Raw genomic sequence first — 20087 nt, 5'->3', positions numbered from 1 at the left:
AGTGATTCGTCGCATGGGCAGGCTTCTATAGTGACCGAACCGGGGGGTGGAAAATTCCTCGATCCCCGGCACGGGAGGAACGATCATGACCGCGGTGCGCGAGGCGACTCCGGAGAACCGCTACGGCCGCTCCACGGACCAACGCGCGGACCGCAGGCTCAAGATCGTCGGATCGGTGCTCGGCGCCCTGCTCCTGGGCGTGGTCGCCTGGATCGGTTACGACTACGTGACCGGCCAGGGCATCAGCGCCGAGGTCATCAAGCGCCAGGTCGTCTCCGACCAGCGGGTCGACATCCACCTCGAAGTGCGCAAGGACAAGGACGCCAAGGGTTACTGCACCCTGCGCGCGCAGCACGAGGACGGCAACGACGTGGCCCGCAAGGACTTCCGTTTCGACGACCGCACCGACCGCGTCGACCGCATCCTGACGCTGCGCACGACGGCCAGGGCGACCAGCGTCGAGCTGCTGGGCTGCACCGTCGACGGCGGGGCGTCGCGTTGACCGGCGCACGCCGGCCCCGATCCGCCCCATACCCGGTCTGACCTGCGCACTCGTACTTCCGAGGCTTTACCTTCTCCCCCTTTTCCTGCGGAATTGTTAGGCTCGTGGTTTCGCCCACCCGTGGAAGCACATGCTTACGGGTAGGGCGATGCTTTGTATTCCCAGTACCGACGAGGAGCACCCTGTGACCCAGACCAGCGAAAACGTCACCTGGCTCACGCAGGAGGCGTACAACCAGCTCAAGGCCGAGCTGGAGTACCTGTCTGGTCCCGCGCGCACGGAGATCGCCGTAAAGATCGCGGCGGCCCGTGAGGAGGGCGACCTGCGCGAGAACGGCGGGTACCACGCCGCCAAGGAGGAGCAGGGCAAGATGGAGCTCCGGGTACGCCAGCTGACCCAGCTCCTGGAACACGCGAAGGTCGGCGAGGCTCCGGCCGACGACGGCGTGGTCGAGCCCGGCATGGTCGTGACGATCGCCTTCGACGGCGACCCCGACGACACCATGACCTTCCTGCTCGCCTCCCGCGAGTACGCCAGCTCGGACATCGAGACGTACTCCCCCCAGTCGCCGCTCGGCACCGGCGTGAACGGCAAGCGGATGGGCGACGACGCCGAGTACGAACTGCCGAACGGCAAGACGGCCACCGTGAAGATCCTCGCGGCGAAGCCGTACACCGGCTGATCCCGCGACACCGACATGGGGGGAGCCTCCGGCCGGCGGGCCGGAGGCTCCCCCGCGTCGTGCCCGGTGCGGGTCAGTCCGTCACGAGATAGCCCGCGTCGCGCAGCGCCGCCGAGACCTCCGCGCAGTGCTCCGGCCCCTTCGTCTCCAGTTGCAGCTCCACCTCGACCTCGGTGAGCCCGAGCCGGGGGTCGGTCCGCACATGGCCGATGTCGAGCACATTGGCGTCGGCCGCCGAGAGCACGGCCAGCAGCGTGGCCAGCGCCCCCGGGCGGTCGGTCAGCCGCAGCCGCAGACTCAGATAGCGCCCGGCCGCGACCATGCCGTGGGTCAGGATGCGCTGCATCAGCAGCGGGTCCACGTTGCCGCCGGAGAGCAGCGCGACCACCGGCCCCCGGAACGACGCCGGATCGCTCAGCAACGCCGCGACCGGGCTCGCCCCGGCGGGCTCGACGACCATCTTCGCCCGCTCCAGACAGAGCAGCAGCGCACTGGACAGCTCGTCCTCGCCGACCGTGCGCACCTCGTCGACCAGCTCTCTGACCAGCTCGAACGGCACATCGCCGGGGCGCCCGACCTTGATCCCGTCCGCCATCGTGTGCAGCGAGCCGATCGAGACCGGACGGCCCGCGGCCAGCGAGGGCGGATAGCAGGCCGCGCCCGCCGCCTGCACCCCGACGATCCGTACGTCGGGCCGGACCGCCTTGACCGCCACCGCGATGCCCGCCGCCAGACCGCCGCCGCCCATCCCCACCACGATGGTGCGCACCTCGGGGCACTGGTCGAGGATCTCCAGGCCCACCGTGCCCTGCCCGGCGATGATGTCCGGGTGGTCGAAGGGGTGGATGAAGACCGCGCCGGTCTCCTGCGCGTACTCCTGCGCGGCGGCCAGCGTCTCGTCGACGACGTGTCCGTGCAGCCGGACCTCCGCGCCGTACTGGCGGGTGGCGGCCACCTTCGGCAGCGGCGCCCCCACCGGCATGAAGACCGTCGACCGCACGCCGAGCAGCGCGGAGGCGAGTGCGACACCCTGCGCGTGGTTCCCGGCGCTCGCGGCGACGACCCCGGCCGCCCGCTCCACCGGGGAGAGGCCCGCGATCCGGACGTACGCGCCCCGCAGTTTGAAGGAGCCGGTCCGCTGGAGGTTCTCGCACTTGAGGTGGACCGGCGCGCCCACGAGGTCGCTCAGGTGACGGCTGCCTTCCATGGCGGTCACCCTGGCCACGCCGTCGAGCATCTTCTGTGCCCCGCGGATGTCGTCGAGGATCAACGGGGGGAAGTAGCCGGTCACGCGGAAGTTCATACGGCAAGTCTGGCAGCTCGGCCCGCGGGGCCTTCGGGCCGGCCGCGCGCGGGCCGCGTGTCCGCGCCCTCCTGGGCCGTTGTCCGCAGGTTTGTGCAGCGCTGGTACGCGTTGCCCCGTGGCCGCGTACTCTGTCCCCCACCCATCCGACACCGCACGAAGAGAGCCCCCGGCCATGCCCCCTCAGGACATGACGACAGCTGCGTCTCCTTCCGGGGGCGCCGCCCCCGAACCCACGGGTCCCGACCACGTTCTCGACGTTCTGCAGCACCAGGTCGCGGTCTTCGCCCGCCGTGCCGAACAGACCCGCCTCGGCGGTGTCGGCCAGGTGCGCAACTCCATGGACCGGGCCGCGTATCTGCTGCTCAACCGCCTGGACCGGGAGGGCCCGATGGGCGTCAAGGCCCTCGCCGCGGGCATGGGCATCGACTCCTCGACCGTGACCCGGCAGGTCGCCCCGCTCGTCGACACCGGCCTGGTCAAGCGCACCTCGCACCCCGAGGACGGCCGGGCCGTCGTGCTCCAGCTGTCGCCGCGCGGGCAGGCGCGGCTGGACGAGGTCCGCAGCTCCCGGCGCGAACTGATGACCCAGGTGACGGAGGACTGGACGGCCGAGGAGCGCGAGACGTTCTGCGCGCTGCTCACCCGGTTCAACTCCTCGCTGGCCGCCCGCCAGACCGCGCACCAGACACCCCCGGCCGGCTGAGCCCCCGCCCGGCCCGGGGCGACCTGCCGCACGGCTCTTGACCGGGAGCCCCCGCAGCAGCTCGTATGTGGACTGTGCGAGAGCGCCAGTCGGGCCGGGAGCGGCGCCGCGCCCAGGAGTTCGAGACCTTCGTCGCGGGCGCGGCCGGACGTCTGCTGCACACCGCCACCCTGCTCACCACCGAGCCCGTGCGGCCGCCGGGCGCGAACCCCCGGGCCCAGCGGCTGCTCACGGCCGCCCTGGCGCACACCTACGCCCAGTGGGAGCAGCTGCGCGGCGAGGACCCGTACGACCGCACCCGGCGCGAGCTGGCCACCCGGTTCGCCCGTGAGGTGTGGCGGCACAAGCGGCCGCGCGGCGGGCTGCTCGGCCCGCTGACGCCGCAGGAACGCCTCGTCCTGGTCCTGCGCCTGTACGAGGGGGTCGCGGAGGAGCAGGCCGCGGCGCTGCTCGGTCTTCCGGTGGAGCGGGTGCGCGCGGTCTGCAACCGCTCGGTGGCCACGATGCGCGGGACCCGCCGTCCCACGGAGCGACGGGGCGTGCCCGGCCGGCCGGGGGCCGTGCGGTGAGCCGGGGCGGTGACCGGGAGGACGAGGTCCGGCGGATGCTGGACGGTCCGCATCCGCAGGTGCCCGCCGATCTGGTGCGGCGGGCGGCGGAGCGCGGCGGCAGGGCGCTGCGCCGGAGGCTGTTCGCCCGTCGGCTGATGCTGCTGGTGGCGTGCGTCGCGGTGGTGGCCTTCGCGGCCTGGGCGGTCACCGTACGCCCCTGGGAGGTGCCTCCCGCCGAGACGACGCCGCTGGAGGGCTGGTGAGCGGGGCGGGGACAGCCCTTACGCTGGAGGGGGCGGCACGCGGAACGCGCCGAGGAGGCTGCCATGACCAGGAAGATCGCCGACTGCCGCAAGCATCCGAGCGTGTCGCACTGCTCACTCACCATCGCGGGTGAGGAGGACGAAGTCGTGCGGGCCGCCACGGACCACGCGGTCGCCGTCCACGAGCACACCGACAGCCCCGAGCTGCGCGAGCAGATCCGGGCGATGCTGGAGGACGAGAAGACCGGCGCCTGACGAGCGGGCCGGTCCCCGAGGCACCACGGGGAACGCCGGGCGGGACGGTCCGCCCGGCGTTCTGCGTATGCTCCGTGCCCAGGGCCTCGCGACCGCACGCGCCGGACACCGCACGGCCCGGCCTCCGGCCGGACGACGGCACTTCGCGGACAGGTCCTAGCCGAGCGCCTGCGTCAGGTCGGCCAGCAGGTCGTCGGCGTTCTCGATGCCGACGGAGACGCGGACCAGATCCGCCGGCACCTCCAGCGGGGAGCCCGCCGCCGAGGCGTGCGTCATCCGGCCCGGGTGCTCCACCAGCGACTCGACGCCGCCCAGCGACTCGCCGAGGGTGAACAGCTTCGCCCGGTCGCAGACCTGGACCGCGGCCTCCTCGCCGCCCTCGACGCGGAAGGACACCATGCCGCCGAACGCCTTCATCTGCTTGGCGGCGATCTCGTGGCCGGGGTGCTCGGGCAGCCCCGGGTAGAGGACCTGGGTCACCTTGGGGTGCCGGGTCAGCAGATCGGCGACCTTGGTGGCGTTCTCGCAGTGCCGGTCCATGCGGACCGCCAGGGTCTTGATGCCGCGCAGCACCAGCCAGGCGTCGAACGGTCCGGCGACCGCGCCCATCGCGTTCTGGTGGTACGCCAACTCGTCCGCAAGCTCGGGGTCGTTGGCGATCAGCGCACCGCCGACGACGTCCGAGTGTCCGCCCATGTACTTGGTGGTGGAGTGGACCACCACATCGGCGCCCAGGGCCAGGGGCTGCTGGAGGTAGGGGCTGGCGAAGGTGTTGTCGACGACCAGCCGCGCACCCGCGGCGCGGGCCACCCCGGCGATCGCGGCGATGTCGGTGATGCCGAGCAGCGGGTTGGACGGGGTCTCCACCCAGATCGCCTTGGTGCGCGGGGTGACCGCGGCCCGGACCGCCGCCACGTCCGAGGTGTCGGCGACGGAGAACTCGACGCCCCACCGCGAGACGACCTTCGCGAACAGCCGGAAGGTGCCGCCGTAGGCGTCGTTCGGGATGACCACGTGGTCGCCGGGGGTCAGCAGCGTACGGAGCAGGCAGTCCTCGGCGGCGAGGCCGGAGGCGAAGGCGAGTCCGCGGCGGCCGCCCTCCAGGGCCGCGAGGTTCTCCTCCAGTGCGGTGCGGGTCGGGTTGGCGCTGCGGCTGTACTCGTAGCCGCCCCGCAGTCCGCCCACGCCGTCCTGCTTGTACGTGGACACCTGGTAGATGGGCGGAACAACGGCGCCGGTGAGGGGATCGGCGGTGTTTCCCGCATGGATCGCGAGGGTTTCGAAGCTGTGCTGGTCGCTCATGGGGCCAGAGCGTAGTTCGTCGCGAGGGCGCCCACCGGGCTACCGGGCCGTCCGGTGACAATGGGGGGCATGGAGATTCTCTGGTTCCTGCTCGCCCTGTGCATGCTCGCCGCGGTCGTCGGCCCCTTCGCGCTGCGCCGCCGGGGCGGAATCCGCCAGGTCGCGCCGGGTTCGCCGGACGCCGCCGACCCGGACGCCTACGGATTCGTGCGCCAGGAGGAGCTGGACATCCGGCTGCCGGGCCCGGACCAGGATCTGCTCGATGTGCTCGATGTCGTGCAGCGTACCCAGGACTGGCGGGCGGCCTCGCAGCTGCTGGCCGGGACGCCGAAGGAGGGCGAGGTGCGGTGGCAGCGGGTGCAGGCCTTCGCGGGGGCCGCCTCGCTGGAGCTGGCGCAGCAGCCCGGCGTCGGTGGCGCGTGGCTGCGCACCTGGCGGGCGGAGGCGCCGAAGGACGCGGGCGGCGCGGCGGTGCACGCCGAGTTCCTGGTGCAGCAGGCGTGGCGTTCGTCGACCGCGGGGACGGACGACTTCCGGATCATCCTGGAGGAGGCCCGTACGGTCTGCGGCGAGGCGGCGCTGCTGGCTCCGGGCGACCCGGTCCCGTACATCGTCGAACTGGCGGCGGGACGCGGACTGGGCTACTCCCCCGAGGAGTTCGACCGGCTCTGGGCGAAGGTGATGGACCGGGCCCCGGCCCACATGGGCGCGCACATCGCCGCGCTGCACTACTGGTGCGAGAAGTGGCACGGCTCGCGCGAGGACGCCGACCGCTTCGCCACCGCGGCGGCCGCCCGCGCCCCGCAGGGCTCGCTGCTGGCCGCGCTGCCGCTCTTCGCGGTGTACGAGCATCTGCCCGAGGTCAATCTGGTGCAGGGCTTCTACCGCGGCCTGGTGGTGACCAAGGCGGTCGAGGGTGCCCTGTTCGCGGTGCACGCGGCGCGCCCCGACGACCCGATGCTGGCGCACGTCCGTCATCTCCTGGTCCTCTTCCTGGTCCGCATGGAGCGCTGGTCGGAAGCGATGAACCAGTTCGTCCACATCGACGGACACGTGGGTGCGCTGCCGTGGACGCAGGACGCGGACCCGGCCGCCGAGTACACGGTGTACCGGGCGCTGGCGGTGGCCGGCTACGAGGCGAACGGCGGCAGCCCCGCGACGCTGCCCCGGTAGGGCCCGCGTCCGGGCCGGGGCGGAATCCACGGCGCCGCCGCCGCGTTGTACGCACTGCACACCCATCCCAGGAGGAGCCCCCGCATGTTCCTGCAACGCCGCACCCCTCAGCTCCCCACCCCGGAGGAGGCCCTGAAGGGCCGCCCCGTACCCGAATTCGCCGTCCCGTCCCGCCACACGGTCCTCGGCAACCCCCTGCTGGGCCCGTACCCGGAGGGCCTGGAGGTCGCGGACTTCGCGCTGGGCTGTTTCTGGGGCGCCGAGCGCAAGTTCTGGCAGACGGAGGGCGTCTGGACGACGCTCGCCGGTTACCAGGGCGGCTCCACCGAGAACCCCGCGTACGAGGAGGTCTGCTCGGGCCTGACCGGCCACACGGAGGCGGTCCGTGTCGTCTTCGACCCGGAGACCGTCTCGTACGCCGAGCTCCTGAAGCTGTTCTGGGAGTCCCACGACCCGACCCAGGGCTTCCGCCAGGGCAATGACGTGGGCACCCAGTACCGCTCGGCGATCTACACCCACTCCCCCGAGCAGGAAGCGGCGGTGGCGGCCTCCCGCGAGGCGTACCAGAAGGTCCTCACGGCCGCCGGGCACGGCACGATCACCACGGAGATCCTCCCGGCGCGGGGCCGCACGTTCTGGCCCGCCGAGCCGTACCACCAGCAGTACCTCGACAAGAACCCGGCGGGCTACTGCGGGATCGGCGGCACGGGGGTCTCGTGCCCGATCGGAGTGGCCCCGGCCGGCGAGTGACGGGTGCGCCCGCGCCGCGTTCCCCGCGGGCCGCGGGTTCACCGGGACCGGCCCGGTGGCTTCCGGGCGGCCGGGGAGGGCCCCTGGCCCTGCTCGCCTCGGAGGCCCCGTCGGGATCGTCCGCCGCGTCCGGCGGGCGGAGGGCCGCCACGCGGTGGTGGCGGACGACGCGGCGGTCGCGCACCGCGCCGACCTCGGCGGGCGCTGACACCCGCGCCGTTCCCCTCCGCCAGCCGGGTGCGACTGCCGCGTCACTGTGACCACTTTGCGTCACATTATGAACACGTTGAGTAACTTCCTCTCTGAGAAGTGGCCCTTCCACTGCGGAATCCACGGCTTCCGGGCGCCCCGGGGCCGACGCAGGAATCCGGGCCCGAACCATTCCCCGCGCGCCCGGCACCGCCGGGCGGTCAGCCCCTTGGAGAGAAAAGATGACGATCCGCTTCCGGCATCCCGGCAGTCTGGCCCGCGTGGCCGCCTCGGCGGCCGCCGCCCTGACCATCGCGCTGCTTCCCGGCATCGCCAGGGCCGACGTCGCCGCCGAGCACCTGCCGCCCGGCGTGGTCAAGCTCCAGGACAACGAGGCGTGCCCGCCCGCCACGCTGTGCCTGTACCGCGACTACAACAACCGCGGCCCGGCCTACGGCGTCGGTGCCGGTTACGACGTCAACCTGCACGAACTGCCCATGAGCGGCGGGGTCCACGGCTCCAGCGCGGCCGACGAGGTCTCCTCCTGGGTGAACAACACCAGCCACCTCGCCATCCTCATCGACAGGGACAAGGACGAGTTCCGTCCGCTGTACCCGCACAGCTCCCTCCAGGAGCCCCCGCAGACGAACGACACGGTCGACTTCATCGCCTGGGCGTAGCCCCCGGGCCGCGGTGCACGGTCTCGCCGCCGGTGAGGCCGTGCACCGCGACGAGGCGGTACGGCCCAGGCGAAGGCGTTGGAGGCGAATCCGCTCGGGCGCAGGATCGTGAACTCCGCTCCGGACGCGCGCACGGCGGCCTCGAAGGCACGCAGCCGGATGTGCGAAGGCGCTTCGGGGCGGGTGGAGTTGATCTGCGAGGAGAGCAGGACGATCCGTTCGACCCCGGCGAGCAGCGGCACCAGGGTCCGTCCGATGTCGCCGGTCGCGCCCGTCACCACGATCATCGCGACTCCACAAGTGAGTGAGTGAGTGAGTTGACTGACCAAGTTGGACGCCGGCACGGGCGCACCGGAGGTTGTCTATAGTCAGTCGGGTGACTGACTCAGTGAAGCCCAGGGCGCGGGCGGCGGCCGACAAGCGTCGGCGGCTGACGAAGGAGGCCGCCCGGGTCCTGCACGAGCAGGGCGTCGAGCGCACCACCCTCGCCGACATCGCGCGCGCGGCCGATGTCCCCGTGGGGAACGTCTACTACTACTTCAAGACCAAGGACGAGCTGGTCCTGGCCGCCCTCTCCGAGCACAGCGCGCACCTCGACGAGCTGACCCACCGTCTGGACCGCCTGCCCGACCCGTACGACCGCCTCAGGGCACTGGTCGAGATCTGGATCGGTCAGCGCGATGTCGCCGCCCGCCACGGCTGCCCCACCGGCACCCTGGCCGCCGAACTCGACAAGCGCGCCGACGGAACCCTCGACGCGGAGGCGGGCCGGGTGATCCGGCGCCTGCTGGAGTGGACCGGCCACCAGTTCCGCGCCCTGGGCCTGCCCGACCCGGACGACCTCGCCGTCACCCTCGTCTCCGCCTACCAGGGCATGTCGCTCCTGGCCAACGCCCTGCGCGACCCGGACCTCATGGCCCGCCAGGGCGCCCGTCTGCTCGACTGGCTCGATGCGCTGCGGGCCGGTCACACCGGCGCGGCGTAGCAGTGCACCGTCACGGTCCGGTCCGGACCCCACTGCTGGTCGAGGGTGGCCAGCAGGCTCCAGCCCAGGCGTTCGTACAGCGCCGTGGCCGACGTGTCGGAGGCCAGGACGTCGAGGACCGGGTGCAGAGCGCGCCGCCGGGCCTCCCGCACCGCCCGCGCCATCAGCAGTGCGCCGATCCCGTGGCCCCGGGCCGAGGGGGAGACGAACAGGCGGCTGATCACGGCGGTGTCCGCGATAGAGACACCTCGGTGGCGGCTCCACACGGCGGGCGCCGCGTCCCCCGCCCCGCCGCGGCACAGGGCGATGTGGCCGACGACGGGCCCGTTCAGCTCCGCCACCCAGGCCGCGTACGGGGAGGGCTGCGTCAGCCACTCACCGGGACGGTCGGGCCAGTACGCCGGATAGCCGTCCGCGGCATGGACCTCGGCGAGCACCTCGACGCACGCGTCGACATCGGAGGCGTCGCGCCGCCGGACACGGCGGGCGGAGGTCGCTTCGGCCGGGGTGCCGTCTGGTCGGTTCACCGGAGCATGAAAACACAACACGGCCTCCCGCTCCCGGCCAGGGCCCGTCTCCCACCGCGAACGCCGCCGTCCCGCCACCGACTTCGCGCCACCGATGCGCGATCACCGCACAGAAGGAGCTCCCACCGATGACCGCCGAAGGCCGCGGCACCCCCGTTCCCCCGGCCGGGGGCCCCTGGTTCATGGCCAATGAAGTCCTGGCGTTCTTCGTGGAGTTGGCGGCTCTGGGCGCCCTGGGGTGGTGGGGCTTCGCCACCGGGGAGGGGGTGGCCGGCCGGCTGCTGCTCGGGCTCGGGGCGCCCCTGGCCGCCGCCGTGGTCTGGGGGATGTTCGCCGCACCGCGGGCGCGTCACCGCCCACCGCTCCCGGGGGTCCTGCTGGTCAAGGCGGTGGTGCTCGGCGGCGGGGCGTACGCGGTGCACGCCGTGGGGCACTCTGGGGCGGCGGTGCTCTTCGCCGTGGTGGTGGTCGTGAACACGGCGCTGGCGGAGACCCTCCGGCGGCGCGTCGCGGCGGCCGTCTGACAGGGCGGTGGCCCGGCCGCGCGAGGCGGCCGGGCCACGGTCGTGGGAGGAGACGGGTCAGATCAGGCCCTGGGCCAGCATCGCGTCCGCGACCAGTTCGAAGCCGGCGATGTTGGCGCCGACCACGTAGTTGCCGGGGCTGCCGTAGCGCTCGGCGGTGGTGTAGCAGGAGTCGTGGATGTGGCGCATGATCTCCGCGAGGCGCTCCTCCGTGTGGGAGAAGGTCCACGAGTCGCGCGAGGCGTTCTGCTGCATCTCCAGGGCGCTGGTGGCCACGCCGCCCGCGTTGGCCGCCTTGCCGGGCGCGAAGGCGACGCCCGCCTCCTGGAGGACGCGTACGGCCTCCGGGGTGGTGGGCATGTTGGCGCCCTCGGCGACCGCCTTCACACCGTGGCGCACCAGCGCCACCGCGTCGGCCTCGTGGAGTTCGTTCTGGGTGGCGCAGGGCAGCGCCACGTCGCAGGGGACGTTCCAGACGCCGGTGCCGGGGACGTACGTGACGTGCTCGCCACGGCGTTCCGCGTATTCGGAGATGCGGCCGCGGCCCGTCTCCTTGATCTCCTTGAGGAGGGCGAGGTCGATGCCCTTCTCGTCGACGACGTAGCCGTTGGAGTCGGAGCAGGTCACCACGGTCGCGCCGAGCTGCTGGGCCTTCTCGATCGCGTAGATCGCGACATTGCCCGAGCCCGAGACGACGATGCGCTGGCCTTCGAGGGATTCGCCCCGGCTGCGCAGCATCTCGGCGGTGAACAGGACACAGCCGTAGCCGGTCGCCTCGGTGCGCGCCTGCGCGCCGCCCCAGCCGAGGCCCTTGCCGGTGAGGACGCCGGACTCGTAGCGGTTGGTGATCCGCTTGTACTGGCCGAACAGGTAGCCGATCTCCCGGCCGCCGACGCCGATGTCACCGGCCGGTACGTCGGTGTACTCGCCGAGGTGGCGGTGGAGCTCGGTCATGAACGACTGGCAGAACCGCATGATCTCGGCGTCCGAGCGGCCCTTGGGGTCGAAGTCCGCGCCGCCCTTGCCGCCGCCGATGGGCATGCCGGTGAGCGCGTTCTTGAAGATCTGCTCGAAGCCGAGGAACTTCACGATGCCGAGGTTGACCGAGGGGTGGAAACGCAGCCCGCCCTTGTACGGCCCGAGGGAGCTGGAGAACTCGACGCGGAAGCCGCGGTTGACGTGGATGTCGCCGGAGTCGTCCGACCACGGCACCCGGAAGATGAGCTGGCGCTCGGGCTCGCAGATCCGCTCGATGATCCGGGCGTCCACGAACTCGGGACGCTTGGCGAGGACCGGTCCGAGGGTCTCCAGGACCTCCCGGACCGCCTGGTGGAATTCCTGCTCGCCCTGGTTGCGCCGGAGGATCTCGGCGTACAGCGGCTCGATGACGCGGCTCTCGGTGGCGTGCGGGGTTACGGAATCAGGGGTGGCCTGCATCAGGTCAAGACCTTCCGTCGATGGGCGTCGCGCGCGAAGACGCCCCCGTCCCGGGAGGCGTCAGCGGTCCCCCTCCCCATTGAGGGCGTCGCCCAGACATCGCACGCTCTGCGGCTCACGGAGGCGACGTACAGAACCGTTGTGGCAGGTCGATTGTCCCAGTCCCCCCGGTGGTCCTCGCAACGGGACCCGTACGGCGCCGGGGCGGGGCTACGGCCGGGCCTCCCGGCGCAGCGCCCACAGACCCGCTCCGGACACGAGGACGGTCACTCCGCTGACCACGCTCAGCGCGATCCGCGGGCCGTTCTGCTCCATCAGGAAGTTCAGCGAGACGTTCGCGGCGAACGCCGCGCAGAGCACGGTCCAGAGCAGTGCCTTCATGGTTCCTCCGAGGTGGATGGTGTCGCGTGATGTCCTCATCCTGTGCGACCGGAGCCCATCGCACGAGGGACCCGGCACCCGGGTCCGTGGTGGAGCCGGCTGTACCCCCGTGCCGTTCGCGCACGCCGCCGGCCGGGGCGAACGGCGCCGTTAGGGTGTGCCGGGTGGGGATCACCGAGAGCACCGCCGCGCGCGGCGCGGAACGGGACGGGGAGCCCGACGGGCCCGGGGGGCGGGCCCCCGCCCGCGCGGGCCGGGTCCCGGCGCGGTGGCGGGTGCCGGGTGTCGCCGTGCTCGTCGTCGTGCCGCTGTACCTGCTGTGGGCGCTGGTGCTGGCGACCGGCGGCGGTGATCTGGCGGCGCAGTACGCCTGGGCCGGTTTCGCCTCCCGGCATCCGGGGTCCGCGTACAACCTCTCCTGGTACGGCGGGACGCACACCGCCAACTACAGCCTGCTGGCCCCGCCGCTCATGGCGGTGTCCGGGGTGCGGACGGTGACCGTCGCCGCCGGGCTCTGCGGGTCGTGGGCGCTGGGGCTGCTCTGCGTGCGCAGCGGGGTGCGGTGGCCGGTCGCGGTCGCCGTGATGGGTTCGCTGGCGCTCTGGTGCAACGCCGCGTCCGGGCGCACCACGTTCGCGCTGGGTGTCGCGATCGGGCTGGTCGCGCTGGTGCACGTCCCGCGCCGGACGGGCGTCGCGGCGGGGTGCGCGGCGCTGGCGACGGCGGCGAGCCCGGTGGCGGGGCTGTTCCTGGTGGTGGCGGGCGCGGCGTACGGGCTGGACCGGCGGTGGCGGCGGGCGGCCGGGCTGGTCGTGCCGCCGTTCGTGGTGGTGGCCGCGACGACGGTGGTGTTCCCCTTCACGGGCGAGCAGCCGATGGCGGCGGGCAAGCTGTGGATGCCGCTGGCGGCCTGCGCCGCGCTGTGGTGCGCGGCGCCGCGCGAGGGCGGCTGGCGGGTGGTCCGGTTCGCGGCCGTGGTCTACGCGGCCGGTGTCGTCCTGACCTTCCTGATCCCCTCCCCCATCGGGACGAACGTGGAGCGGCTGGTGGGGCTGGCCGGGCCGCCCGTGCTGCTGGCAGCTCTGGCGGCCCTGCTGCCCCGGTGGGCGCGGGGCGGGGCATCGGTGCGGCTGCGGGCCGTGCTGCTCGCCGGGGTGCTGGTGTCCGCCTCCGGCTGGCTGGCCGACAAGACCGACGACGACCTCCGGGTCTCCAACACCGTGCCCGCCTGGGCGGAGCACACCGACGGCGTGGTGGCCGAGCTGCGCCGCCTCGGTGCCGAGCGCACCCGGGTGGAGGCCGTACCGGCCCGCAACCACCGCGAGGCCACGGTGCTCGCCCCGTACGTGAATCTGGCGCGCGGCTGGAACCGGCAGCTCGACGTGGAGCGCGGGCGGCTGTTCTACGGGACGGGGCCGAGCCCGGCGGCGTACCGGGCCTGGCTGGACCGGTGGGGCGTGGGCCTGGTCGTGCTGCACGACGGCAGGCCGGACGGGCCCGCCGAGGCGGAGGCGGCGCTCGTCCGGCGCGGTACGGACTGGCTGGAGCCGGTCTGGCGGGACGCGGAGTGGCGGATCTACCGGGTGCGCGGGGCGGTGCCGCTGGTCTCGGCGCCGGGCGCGGTCGTGCGCGGGGACGACGCCTCCCTGGTGGTCCGGGTGCCCGCCGCCGGTTCGGTGACGGTACGGATCGCCTACTCGCCCTGGCTGCGGGCGGACGGCGGCGGCTGCCTGCGGCGGGACGGCGAGTGGACGCGGCTGACGGTGGAGCGGGCCGGGGAGTACCGGCTGGATTCGCGGTACCGGCTGTGGCCGTTCGGGGGCTGCTGAGGGGCGGGCACGGCCCGTCGCGAGGCAGGCGCCGCCCGGGGGTCAGTCCGTCACGCCGAGGTCCCGGCGCATCAGCTCCCGCATCCGGCCGAGGAGGGGGTCGGCCGCCTTCAGGTCCTCCAGGGCCCGTTCGACGTCCTCGCGCTCCCGGGCGCGGCCCCGGTCGAGGCGTTTGACGGTGGCGTCCCCGGCGGCGAGCACCCGGTTGAGGTCGCGGGACGCCTGGAGTATCCGTTCGGGGACGATCATCTGGGCCTCGGCGTAGCGGTCGCGGTGGTCGAGGCGGGCCTCTTCGAGCTGGGTCCGTTCCTGTTCCGTGTAGACCCCGTCGCGGATCCGGTGCAGGGCGTCCTTGAGGAGGGTGTGGAACTGCCGGGAGGCCCGGTTCATGGCCGTGTACTGGGCACGCCGCTCCTCGAACTTCCGCTGCTCGCCCGCCAGTCGGGCCTCCTCGGTGCGCTGACGCGTGGTCAGCCGCTGCGCGAACACCGGGGCGAGGAGTGTGCCGAGCACACCGACTACTGCGGTGATCATGGCGGTGACGGCGGCGGTCATGGCTGCGAGCGTAGTGCGGGGCGCGGGCCGGGCTGTGTGTGTTCGGTTACCGGGCACATGGTGACGGCTCTTCGGCCATGATGCCGTCATGACCATTCCACGGGGTGCGGGGCGCTCCCGCGACCTCTCCGGACCGCCTCTGCCGACGGCTCGCGCGGCCCTTCCGCCCGCGCCCGGGTACCACGCCGCGCACGCCTCGCGCGTACCGCCGCGCGCGGGCGACATGCGCCGCTACCTCGCCGTCGGCCTCGACTGCTATCTCTGCCTGGTCGCCGCCGGCTTACTGGCCCGGCCGTACGTGCACACGGCCGGAGTCACCGAGGCGGTGGGGCTGCTGCTCGGCCCGGCGCTCGCGTTCTCGTTCCTCAACCATGTGGTCCTGACCTCGCTCACCGGGGGCGGCGCGGGCAAGCTGATCATGGGGATACGGGTGGTCAGACTGCCCGACGCCGGGCGCCCGGGGCCCTGGCTGCTGCTGCGTCGCTGGCTGTACGGGCTGTGCTGGCTGCCGCTGCAACCCTGGTACGGGCTGCGCGCGTTGTGCTCCGGCCCGGGGGCCCTGCCGCCCGCCACGCTCTGGAACGGCGGGACCGGCGAGCCGTACGCCGATCCGCTGGGGCTGCGCCAGGTACGCCACAGCGGCCTCACCGCCCACCGGGCCGCGCCGGGCGCCCGCCACTGACCGGACGCCCGCCGCTCCCTCGGCCCCGGCCCGTGTCAGGCCGACGCGTTCTCCGTGATCGTCACCTTGCCCTTGCGGATCGTGGCGAGCCTCGGTGCGCGCCGGGCGATGGCGCTGTCGTGCGTGACCATGACGAAGGTCAGGCCGTGCTCCTTCCACATGGTCTCCAGCACCTCCATGACCTCGTCGCGCATCGACTCGTCGAGGTTGCCGGTGGGTTCGTCGGCGAGCAGCACCTTCGGCCGCTTGACCAGGGCGCGGGCGATCGCCACCCGCTGCTGCTGACCGCCGGACATCTCGCTGGGCAGATGCCCGAGCCGCTCGCCCAGCCCCACGGAGTCCAGCGCCTCGGCGGCCCTCCTGCGGCGCTCGGCCGCCCCGCCGCCGAGCGGCACGAGCGCGGTCTCCACGTTCTCCTGGGCGGTGAGCGTCGGGATGAGGTTGAAGCTCTGGAAGACGAAGCCGATGTTCTCGGCGCGCACCTTGGTGAGCTTGGCCTCGCTGAGCTTCGCGAGGTCGACGCCGTCCAGTTCGACGCTGCCGCTCGTGGGGCGGTCCAGCCCGCCGAGCATCTGGAGCAGCGTGGACTTGCCGCCGCCGGTGGGGCCCTGGATGACCAGCCGGCCGCCGTCCTCGATGGTCAGATCGACACCGGCGAGCGCGTGGACGGTGGACTTCCCGCGCGTGTAGCGCTTGGTGACGTCCCTGAGTGTGTACATGGGTCAACTCCTGCTGAAACCTGGGGGGATGGGGCGCGTGGCGGACTATTCGACGCGGCGCAGGGCGTCGGCCGGCCGCAGCCGGGAGGCCCGCCAGCCGCCGAAGGCCCCCGCGATCAGCCCGCCCGCCACGGCCAGCCCGACGGCGACCAGGATCACGGAGAGCGAGACGGGCGCGGTCAGCGCGATGTCGAGCGTCTTGGACGCGCCCGGCCCGCCCGGTCCGCCCATGAACCGGCCGCCGCCCATGCCACCACCCATTCCGCCGCCCGTTCCGCCGCCGGACGAGCCGAGCTGCGCGGTGAGCGTGGGGCTGATCGCGGTCACGACATAGGCACCGGCGAGGCCGACGGCGATACCGAGAACGCCGCCCAGCAGCCCGTTGACGAGCGCCTCACCGATGACCTGGCGGGTGACCCGGCCGCTCTTCCAGCCGAGCGCCTTGAGGGTGCCGAACTCCCGTACCCGGCGGCTGACCGCCGAGGAGGTGAGCAGACCGGCCACCAGGAAGGCGGCGACCAGCACCGCGATCGAGAGCCACTTGCCGACGCCGGAGGCGAGGTCGGAGGCGGTGGAGAGCGAGCCCGACACGGTGTCGGCGAGATCGGCGGAGGTGGTGACGGTGGTGCCGGAGACGTTCTTCTGGATGGTGGACTTGACCTGGTCGATCTGCTGCGAGTCCGCGGCCTTCACATAGACCGTGGTGACCTTGTCCTTGGCGTCGGCGAGGCTCTGCGCCTGCTTGAGCGGTATGTAGAGGTTGGCGGCCGCGTCACCGCTGTCGGCGGTCGAGACCCCGACGATCGTGAACTTGGTTCCGTGGACGGTCACGGTCTTGCCGACGTCGAGCTTCTTCTCCTTGGCGTACGCGGAGTCGACGACGGCCACCTTCGCGTCGGTCTCGGAGCTCTTGAACGTACGGCCCTTGGTGATCTTCGAGGAGGTCAGCGGGCCGAGTGCCTGCTCGGTGACGTCGGTGCCGTACACCGTGTAGGAGTTGACGTCGAAGGAGGCGCCGCCGCCCCTGACCTCGCCCTGCGGCTGCCCGCCGCCCCCGCCGGGGCCGCCCCGGCCGCTCTGGCCCGCACCCTCCTGCTGCCTGAACTCGCCGCGCTTGAACTGGCCGTCGACCTTCATCACGTTCAGGCTGAGCCCGCCCACGGCACCGGCCACACCGTTCTGTCCGCCGATCCTGGAGACGGTCGACGCGGCCAGCGTCTGGAAGCCCTGGACCATGACCCGGTCGCTGCTCTGTATCGCGTTGTCGTCGTCGCCCTTGGCGTCGAACTCGAACTTGGGCCGCCCGCCGCCCGATCCGGGGGCGGCGGCGGCCTTGGTGACGGTCATGTCGGTGCCGAGGCCGTACAGCGATTCCAGGACCTTGTCCTGGGCCCGGCTCATGCCGGTGGAGACCGAGCTGACGACGATGACCAGCGCGATGCCCAGCGCGAGGCCCGAGGCGACGACCAGCGCCGCCTTTCTGCGGCGGCGCAGCTCGCGCCGGAGGTAGGTGAAGAACATGGCGCGACGTTATGGAGCGCTTGTGATGGCGGGATAAGGCCGCGATGAGAGCCGGATGAGAAGCCGTGCGAACGCCGGAGGCGGCGGCTCCGCGGATCCGGGGGGATCCGGGTGCCGCCGCCTCCGTACGGGATTCGGGCCGCGCCGGGGATGACGCCGTGGGGTCGAACCGGGGTCGGGTCAGGCCTGGGAGCCCGCCGTCCACTCGGCCCAGCTCATGTTCCAGCCGTTGAGGCCGTTGTCGGGGGTGATGGTCTTGTCCGGGGAGTTCTTGACGATGACCACGTCGCCGACCATGGAGTTGTTGTAGAACCAGGCGGCGGGCTGGTTGGCGTCGCCCGCGCCCTTCACGTCGGCGAGACCCACGCAGCCGTGGCTGGTGTTGGCGCTGCCGAAGATCGACCGGGCGCCCCAGTAGTTGCCGTGGATGAAGGTGCCCGAGGTGGACAGCCGCATGGCGTGCGGCACGTCCTTGATGTCGTACTCGCCCTTGCCGTCGTCGTCGGTGAAGCCGACCGTCGCACCGTTCATCCGGGTCTCCTTGAACTTCTCGGAGATCACCATCTGCCCGTTGTACGTGGGGTTGGAGGACGAACCGGAGGAGATCGGGATGGTCTTGATCGTCTTGCCGTCCTGGGTGACGGTCATCATCTTGGTGTTGGCGTCGACCGTCGAGACCTGGTTGCGGCCGACCTTGAAGGTGACCGTCTTCTGCTGGACGCCGAAGACGCCGTCCGCACCCTCGACGCCGTCCAGCGCCAGCTTCAGGGTGACGGTGGAGCCGCCCTTCCAGTAGTTCTCGGGGCGCAGGTCGAGGCGCTGCGAGTTGAACCAGTGGCCGACGACCTGCTGGCCGCTGCTGGAGGTCACGGTGATCCCGGCCTGGACGGCCTTCTTGTCCGTGATCGCCTTGTTGAAGTTGATCGAGACCGGCATGCCGACGCCGACCGTGGAGCCGTCCTCGGGGGTGAAGTTCCCGATGAAGCTGTTGGCGGGCGAGACGGTGGTGAAGGAGGAGTTCTCGTGCGCCTCGCGGCCCTTGGCGTCCTTCGCCGTCGCGGCGATCTTGTACGTGGTCGAGCGCTCCAGCTGGACGTCCGGCTTCCAGCTCTTGCCGTCGGCGGAGAGCGTGCCCTTGACGGCCGCTCCGGCCGCGGTGGTCATGGTGACTTCGGAGAGCGTGCCCTTGGCGACGGTGACCTTCGCGTCGTTGTTGATGCTCGCGTTGGTCGCGCCGTTCTTCGGCGCGATCGCTATCTGGGCCTCGGACGCGTCCTGGGCCGCCGCCTTGTCGACCTCGGCCGCCTGCGACTTCTTCGAGCCCTCGGCACTGCTGTCGCCGCTGTCGTTGCAGGCGGTGAGCACCAGTACGCCGCCGAGCAGTGCGGACGCGGCCATCAGGCCCCTGCGCCGCTTGCTGTCCGTCATCACACGCTTCTCCATCGTTGCCGTATCCCCAAAATCCCCGAGCGGAACCGCCGTCTCCGGCGAAACCCGTCAATGGTCCTAGAACCCATGGAAAGGGTCCCGCGTTCCACATCCAAGAAGGATGTGGGGAACAACACTCAACGACGCGTCCGCGGCGACGGCGGTTCCCGGCGCCGATCGCGTAGGGGCGACCGGCCGACGACAGCGGCCCCGGACCGCGTGGGAAGCGGTCCGGGGCCGGTGTTCACGGGTCCGCGGTCCCGCCGCGCGCGGCGACGTGACCGTCGTCCTCATCCATGGTGCGGTACGCCGACACCGTCCTCCGGGTCGTTCTCGAAGTCCGTCTCGTCGCCCTCGTCGTCCTCGTCCTCGTCGTCGAGGTCCCAGGAGTCCGGGTCGTCCGGGTCGTAGTCGACGGTCTCGCTGCTCCAGGACGCCTGGGCGAGCTCGACCCCGGGTACCTCGCTGACCAGGTCGAACGGGTCGACGAGGGAGGCGAGGGCCTCCGCGCCGTCCTCCCGTACGGCGGCCTCGGCGCGCGTGCGCTCCTCGGCGGACTCGCCGCCCGGCTCGCCGTATTCGGCGGCGATCGACTCCAGCGCGGTGCCGCTGAGGGCGGCGGGGTCCGTGATCTCCAGCACCATTTCGACGCGAAGCCGAACGAACCGTGATGTCTCAGATGTGCTCATGTGCCGGAGCGTAAGCTCCGCGAGCCCCCGGCTTTCCCGCGACCCGCTGCTTTCACTAGCATCCGCACATGCCTAACTCACGGCTGTGACAAGGGGGATCGTTTCCGTGGCCGTCGCTCGCCGCCCGCTCCTGACCGCCACCGCCGCGGCCACGCTGCTGGCCGCCCTGTGGTTCGTCCCGTCCGCCAACGCGACGGACCGGCCGGTCTCCGCACCGGGTGCACGGAGCGCCCCCGCCACCACCGCCGCGGACACCCCGGACACCGGCCCCGGTCCGCGGCCGGCGGAGGCCGGGACCGGTCCGCGGCTGGCCGACACCGGGACCGGGATCGGCACCAGGCCGTATCTGATCGGCGGGATGGCCTTCCTGGGCATCGGCGCGGCGCTGCTCTCGCACGCCGCGCGCCGCCCCGAGGTCCTCCCCGTCTGAGGCCCCGCCCGTCCGGGACGCCCC

At 72.4% G+C, this 20087-nt stretch carries 24 protein-coding genes and 1 pseudogene; 14 read left to right on the top strand and 11 right to left on the bottom strand.

Annotated features, from left to right (window positions below):
* The first annotated feature begins 85 nt into the window (after window positions 1–85).
* Both ACFVFH_RS06980 and greA read left to right on the top strand, forming a co-directional pair.
* The gene (locus tag ACFVFH_RS06980) at window positions 86–502 is read left to right on the top strand and encodes a DUF4307 domain-containing protein (RefSeq protein WP_383764461.1); all 417 of its coding nucleotides are present in this window, start codon (window positions 86–88) and stop codon (window positions 500–502) included.
* Window positions 503–686: 184 nt separating this feature from the next.
* A complete protein-coding gene (gene greA, locus ACFVFH_RS06975) occupies window positions 687–1184 on the top strand; it encodes a transcription elongation factor GreA (RefSeq protein WP_093550387.1) in 498 nt (165 codons plus the stop codon).
* 73 nt (window positions 1185–1257) lie between these two features.
* Here greA and ilvA read toward each other — a convergent pair whose 3' ends face one another.
* On the bottom strand, window positions 1258–2487 hold the full coding sequence (ilvA, locus tag ACFVFH_RS06970; RefSeq protein ID WP_383764458.1) for a threonine ammonia-lyase: 1230 nt from the start codon (window positions 2485–2487) through the stop codon (window positions 1258–1260).
* Window positions 2488–2662: 175 nt separating this feature from the next.
* Here ilvA and ACFVFH_RS06965 point away from each other — a divergent pair, with 175 nt between their 5' ends.
* From ACFVFH_RS06965 to ACFVFH_RS06950, 4 genes are all read left to right on the top strand, one after another.
* Window positions 2663–3193 carry a MarR family winged helix-turn-helix transcriptional regulator gene (locus ACFVFH_RS06965; protein ID WP_383764455.1) on the top strand — a complete coding sequence of 177 codons (531 nt, stop codon included), beginning with the start codon at window positions 2663–2665 and terminating at the stop codon, window positions 3191–3193.
* Between the two features lie 74 nt (window positions 3194–3267).
* Window positions 3268–3762 carry a sigma factor-like helix-turn-helix DNA-binding protein gene (locus tag ACFVFH_RS06960; RefSeq protein WP_383764452.1) on the top strand — a complete coding sequence of 165 codons (495 nt, stop codon included), beginning with the start codon at window positions 3268–3270 and terminating at the stop codon, window positions 3760–3762.
* Entirely contained in the window at window positions 3759–4007 is a 249-nt protein-coding gene (locus ACFVFH_RS06955) for a hypothetical protein (RefSeq protein WP_383764449.1), read from the top strand. The genes ACFVFH_RS06960 and ACFVFH_RS06955 overlap by 4 nt, the downstream gene beginning before the upstream one ends.
* A 63-nt stretch (window positions 4008–4070) precedes the next feature.
* Window positions 4071–4262 carry a DUF1059 domain-containing protein gene (locus ACFVFH_RS06950; RefSeq protein WP_383764447.1) on the top strand — a complete coding sequence of 64 codons (192 nt, stop codon included), beginning with the start codon at window positions 4071–4073 and terminating at the stop codon, window positions 4260–4262.
* A 156-nt stretch (window positions 4263–4418) separates the two neighbouring features.
* On the opposite strand, the gene ACFVFH_RS06945 is transcribed toward ACFVFH_RS06950, so the two are convergent.
* Window positions 4419–5564 (bottom strand): cystathionine gamma-synthase, encoded by a 1146-nt coding sequence (locus tag ACFVFH_RS06945; RefSeq protein ID WP_383764444.1) that lies wholly within the window; start codon window positions 5562–5564, stop codon window positions 4419–4421.
* Window positions 5565–5633: 69 nt separating this feature from the next.
* On the opposite strand from ACFVFH_RS06945, the gene ACFVFH_RS06940 reads away from it, so the two are divergent.
* The 3 genes from ACFVFH_RS06940 to ACFVFH_RS06930 all read left to right on the top strand — a co-directional run bounded on the left by ACFVFH_RS06940 (window position 5634) and on the right by ACFVFH_RS06930 (window position 8356).
* On the top strand, window positions 5634–6737 hold the full coding sequence (locus ACFVFH_RS06940; RefSeq protein ID WP_383764441.1) for a hypothetical protein: 1104 nt from the start codon (window positions 5634–5636) through the stop codon (window positions 6735–6737).
* Window positions 6738–6821: 84 nt separating this feature from the next.
* Window positions 6822–7487: a peptide-methionine (S)-S-oxide reductase MsrA gene (gene msrA / locus ACFVFH_RS06935; protein ID WP_383764438.1), complete on the top strand. Its 666-nt coding sequence runs from the start codon at window positions 6822–6824 to the stop codon at window positions 7485–7487.
* A gap of 431 nt (window positions 7488–7918) precedes the next feature.
* Window positions 7919–8356, top strand: a complete 438-nt coding sequence (locus ACFVFH_RS06930; RefSeq protein WP_383764435.1) for a peptidase inhibitor family I36 protein — start codon at window positions 7919–7921, stop codon at window positions 8354–8356.
* 62 nt (window positions 8357–8418) lie between these two features.
* Here ACFVFH_RS06930 and ACFVFH_RS06925 read toward each other — a convergent pair.
* A pseudogene (locus ACFVFH_RS06925) lies at window positions 8419–8643 on the bottom strand (NmrA family transcriptional regulator); the annotation flags it as partial.
* An 89-nt stretch (window positions 8644–8732) separates the two neighbouring features.
* On the opposite strand from ACFVFH_RS06925, the gene ACFVFH_RS06920 reads away from it, so the two are divergent.
* Window positions 8733–9341, top strand: coding sequence for a TetR/AcrR family transcriptional regulator (locus tag ACFVFH_RS06920; RefSeq protein WP_383764432.1), 609 nt, complete (start codon window positions 8733–8735; stop codon window positions 9339–9341).
* On the opposite strand, the gene ACFVFH_RS06915 is transcribed toward ACFVFH_RS06920, so the two are convergent.
* A complete protein-coding gene (locus ACFVFH_RS06915) occupies window positions 9323–9868 on the bottom strand; it encodes a GNAT family N-acetyltransferase (protein WP_383764429.1) in 546 nt (181 codons plus the stop codon). The two genes, ACFVFH_RS06920 and ACFVFH_RS06915, sit on opposite strands and share 19 nt — an antisense overlap.
* A gap of 128 nt (window positions 9869–9996) precedes the next feature.
* On the opposite strand from ACFVFH_RS06915, the gene ACFVFH_RS06910 reads away from it, so the two are divergent.
* Entirely contained in the window at window positions 9997–10392 is a 396-nt protein-coding gene (locus ACFVFH_RS06910) for a YrdB family protein (protein ID WP_383764426.1), read from the top strand.
* Window positions 10393–10449: 57 nt separating this feature from the next.
* Here the strand turns inward: ACFVFH_RS06910 and gdhA are convergent, their stop codons facing one another.
* Window positions 10450–11829, bottom strand: coding sequence for an NADP-specific glutamate dehydrogenase (gene gdhA, locus ACFVFH_RS06905; RefSeq protein ID WP_383764423.1), 1380 nt, complete (start codon window positions 11827–11829; stop codon window positions 10450–10452).
* A gap of 210 nt (window positions 11830–12039) precedes the next feature.
* A complete protein-coding gene (locus tag ACFVFH_RS06900) occupies window positions 12040–12210 on the bottom strand; it encodes a hypothetical protein (protein ID WP_383764420.1) in 171 nt (56 codons plus the stop codon).
* A 275-nt stretch (window positions 12211–12485) separates the two neighbouring features.
* On the opposite strand from ACFVFH_RS06900, the gene ACFVFH_RS06895 reads away from it, so the two are divergent.
* Window positions 12486–14039 carry a hypothetical protein gene (locus tag ACFVFH_RS06895; RefSeq protein WP_383765569.1) on the top strand — a complete coding sequence of 518 codons (1554 nt, stop codon included), beginning with the start codon at window positions 12486–12488 and terminating at the stop codon, window positions 14037–14039.
* A 42-nt stretch (window positions 14040–14081) separates the two neighbouring features.
* Here ACFVFH_RS06895 and ACFVFH_RS06890 read toward each other — a convergent pair whose 3' ends face one another.
* Window positions 14082–14594, bottom strand: a complete 513-nt coding sequence (locus tag ACFVFH_RS06890) for a hypothetical protein (protein WP_383764417.1) — start codon at window positions 14592–14594, stop codon at window positions 14082–14084.
* An 88-nt stretch (window positions 14595–14682) separates the two neighbouring features.
* Between ACFVFH_RS06890 and ACFVFH_RS06885 the strand changes: the two genes are divergently transcribed.
* A complete protein-coding gene (locus ACFVFH_RS06885) occupies window positions 14683–15276 on the top strand; it encodes an RDD family protein (RefSeq protein WP_383764414.1) in 594 nt (197 codons plus the stop codon).
* A gap of 35 nt (window positions 15277–15311) precedes the next feature.
* Here the strand turns inward: ACFVFH_RS06885 and ACFVFH_RS06880 are convergent, their stop codons facing one another.
* From ACFVFH_RS06880 to ACFVFH_RS06865, 4 genes are all read right to left on the bottom strand, one after another.
* Window positions 15312–15995, bottom strand: coding sequence for an ABC transporter ATP-binding protein (locus ACFVFH_RS06880; RefSeq protein WP_383764412.1), 684 nt, complete (start codon window positions 15993–15995; stop codon window positions 15312–15314).
* 45 nt (window positions 15996–16040) lie between these two features.
* Window positions 16041–17516, bottom strand: coding sequence for an ABC transporter permease (locus ACFVFH_RS06875; RefSeq protein WP_383764409.1), 1476 nt, complete (start codon window positions 17514–17516; stop codon window positions 16041–16043).
* 180 nt (window positions 17517–17696) lie between these two features.
* On the bottom strand, window positions 17697–18959 hold the full coding sequence (locus tag ACFVFH_RS06870) for an Ig-like domain-containing protein (RefSeq protein ID WP_383764406.1): 1263 nt from the start codon (window positions 18957–18959) through the stop codon (window positions 17697–17699).
* A gap of 275 nt (window positions 18960–19234) precedes the next feature.
* On the bottom strand, window positions 19235–19633 hold the full coding sequence (locus ACFVFH_RS06865; protein WP_383764404.1) for a hypothetical protein: 399 nt from the start codon (window positions 19631–19633) through the stop codon (window positions 19235–19237).
* Window positions 19634–19739: 106 nt separating this feature from the next.
* On the opposite strand from ACFVFH_RS06865, the gene ACFVFH_RS06860 reads away from it, so the two are divergent.
* The gene (locus ACFVFH_RS06860; protein WP_383764401.1) at window positions 19740–20063 is read left to right on the top strand and encodes a hypothetical protein; all 324 of its coding nucleotides are present in this window, start codon (window positions 19740–19742) and stop codon (window positions 20061–20063) included.
* Window positions 20064–20087 lie beyond the last annotated feature (24 nt).

The organism is Streptomyces sp. NPDC057697 (assembly GCF_042799335.1).
In the GTDB taxonomy this organism is placed as follows: domain Bacteria; phylum Actinomycetota; class Actinomycetes; order Streptomycetales; family Streptomycetaceae; genus Streptomyces.
This window is presented reverse-complemented; position numbering and strand designations above follow the sequence as displayed.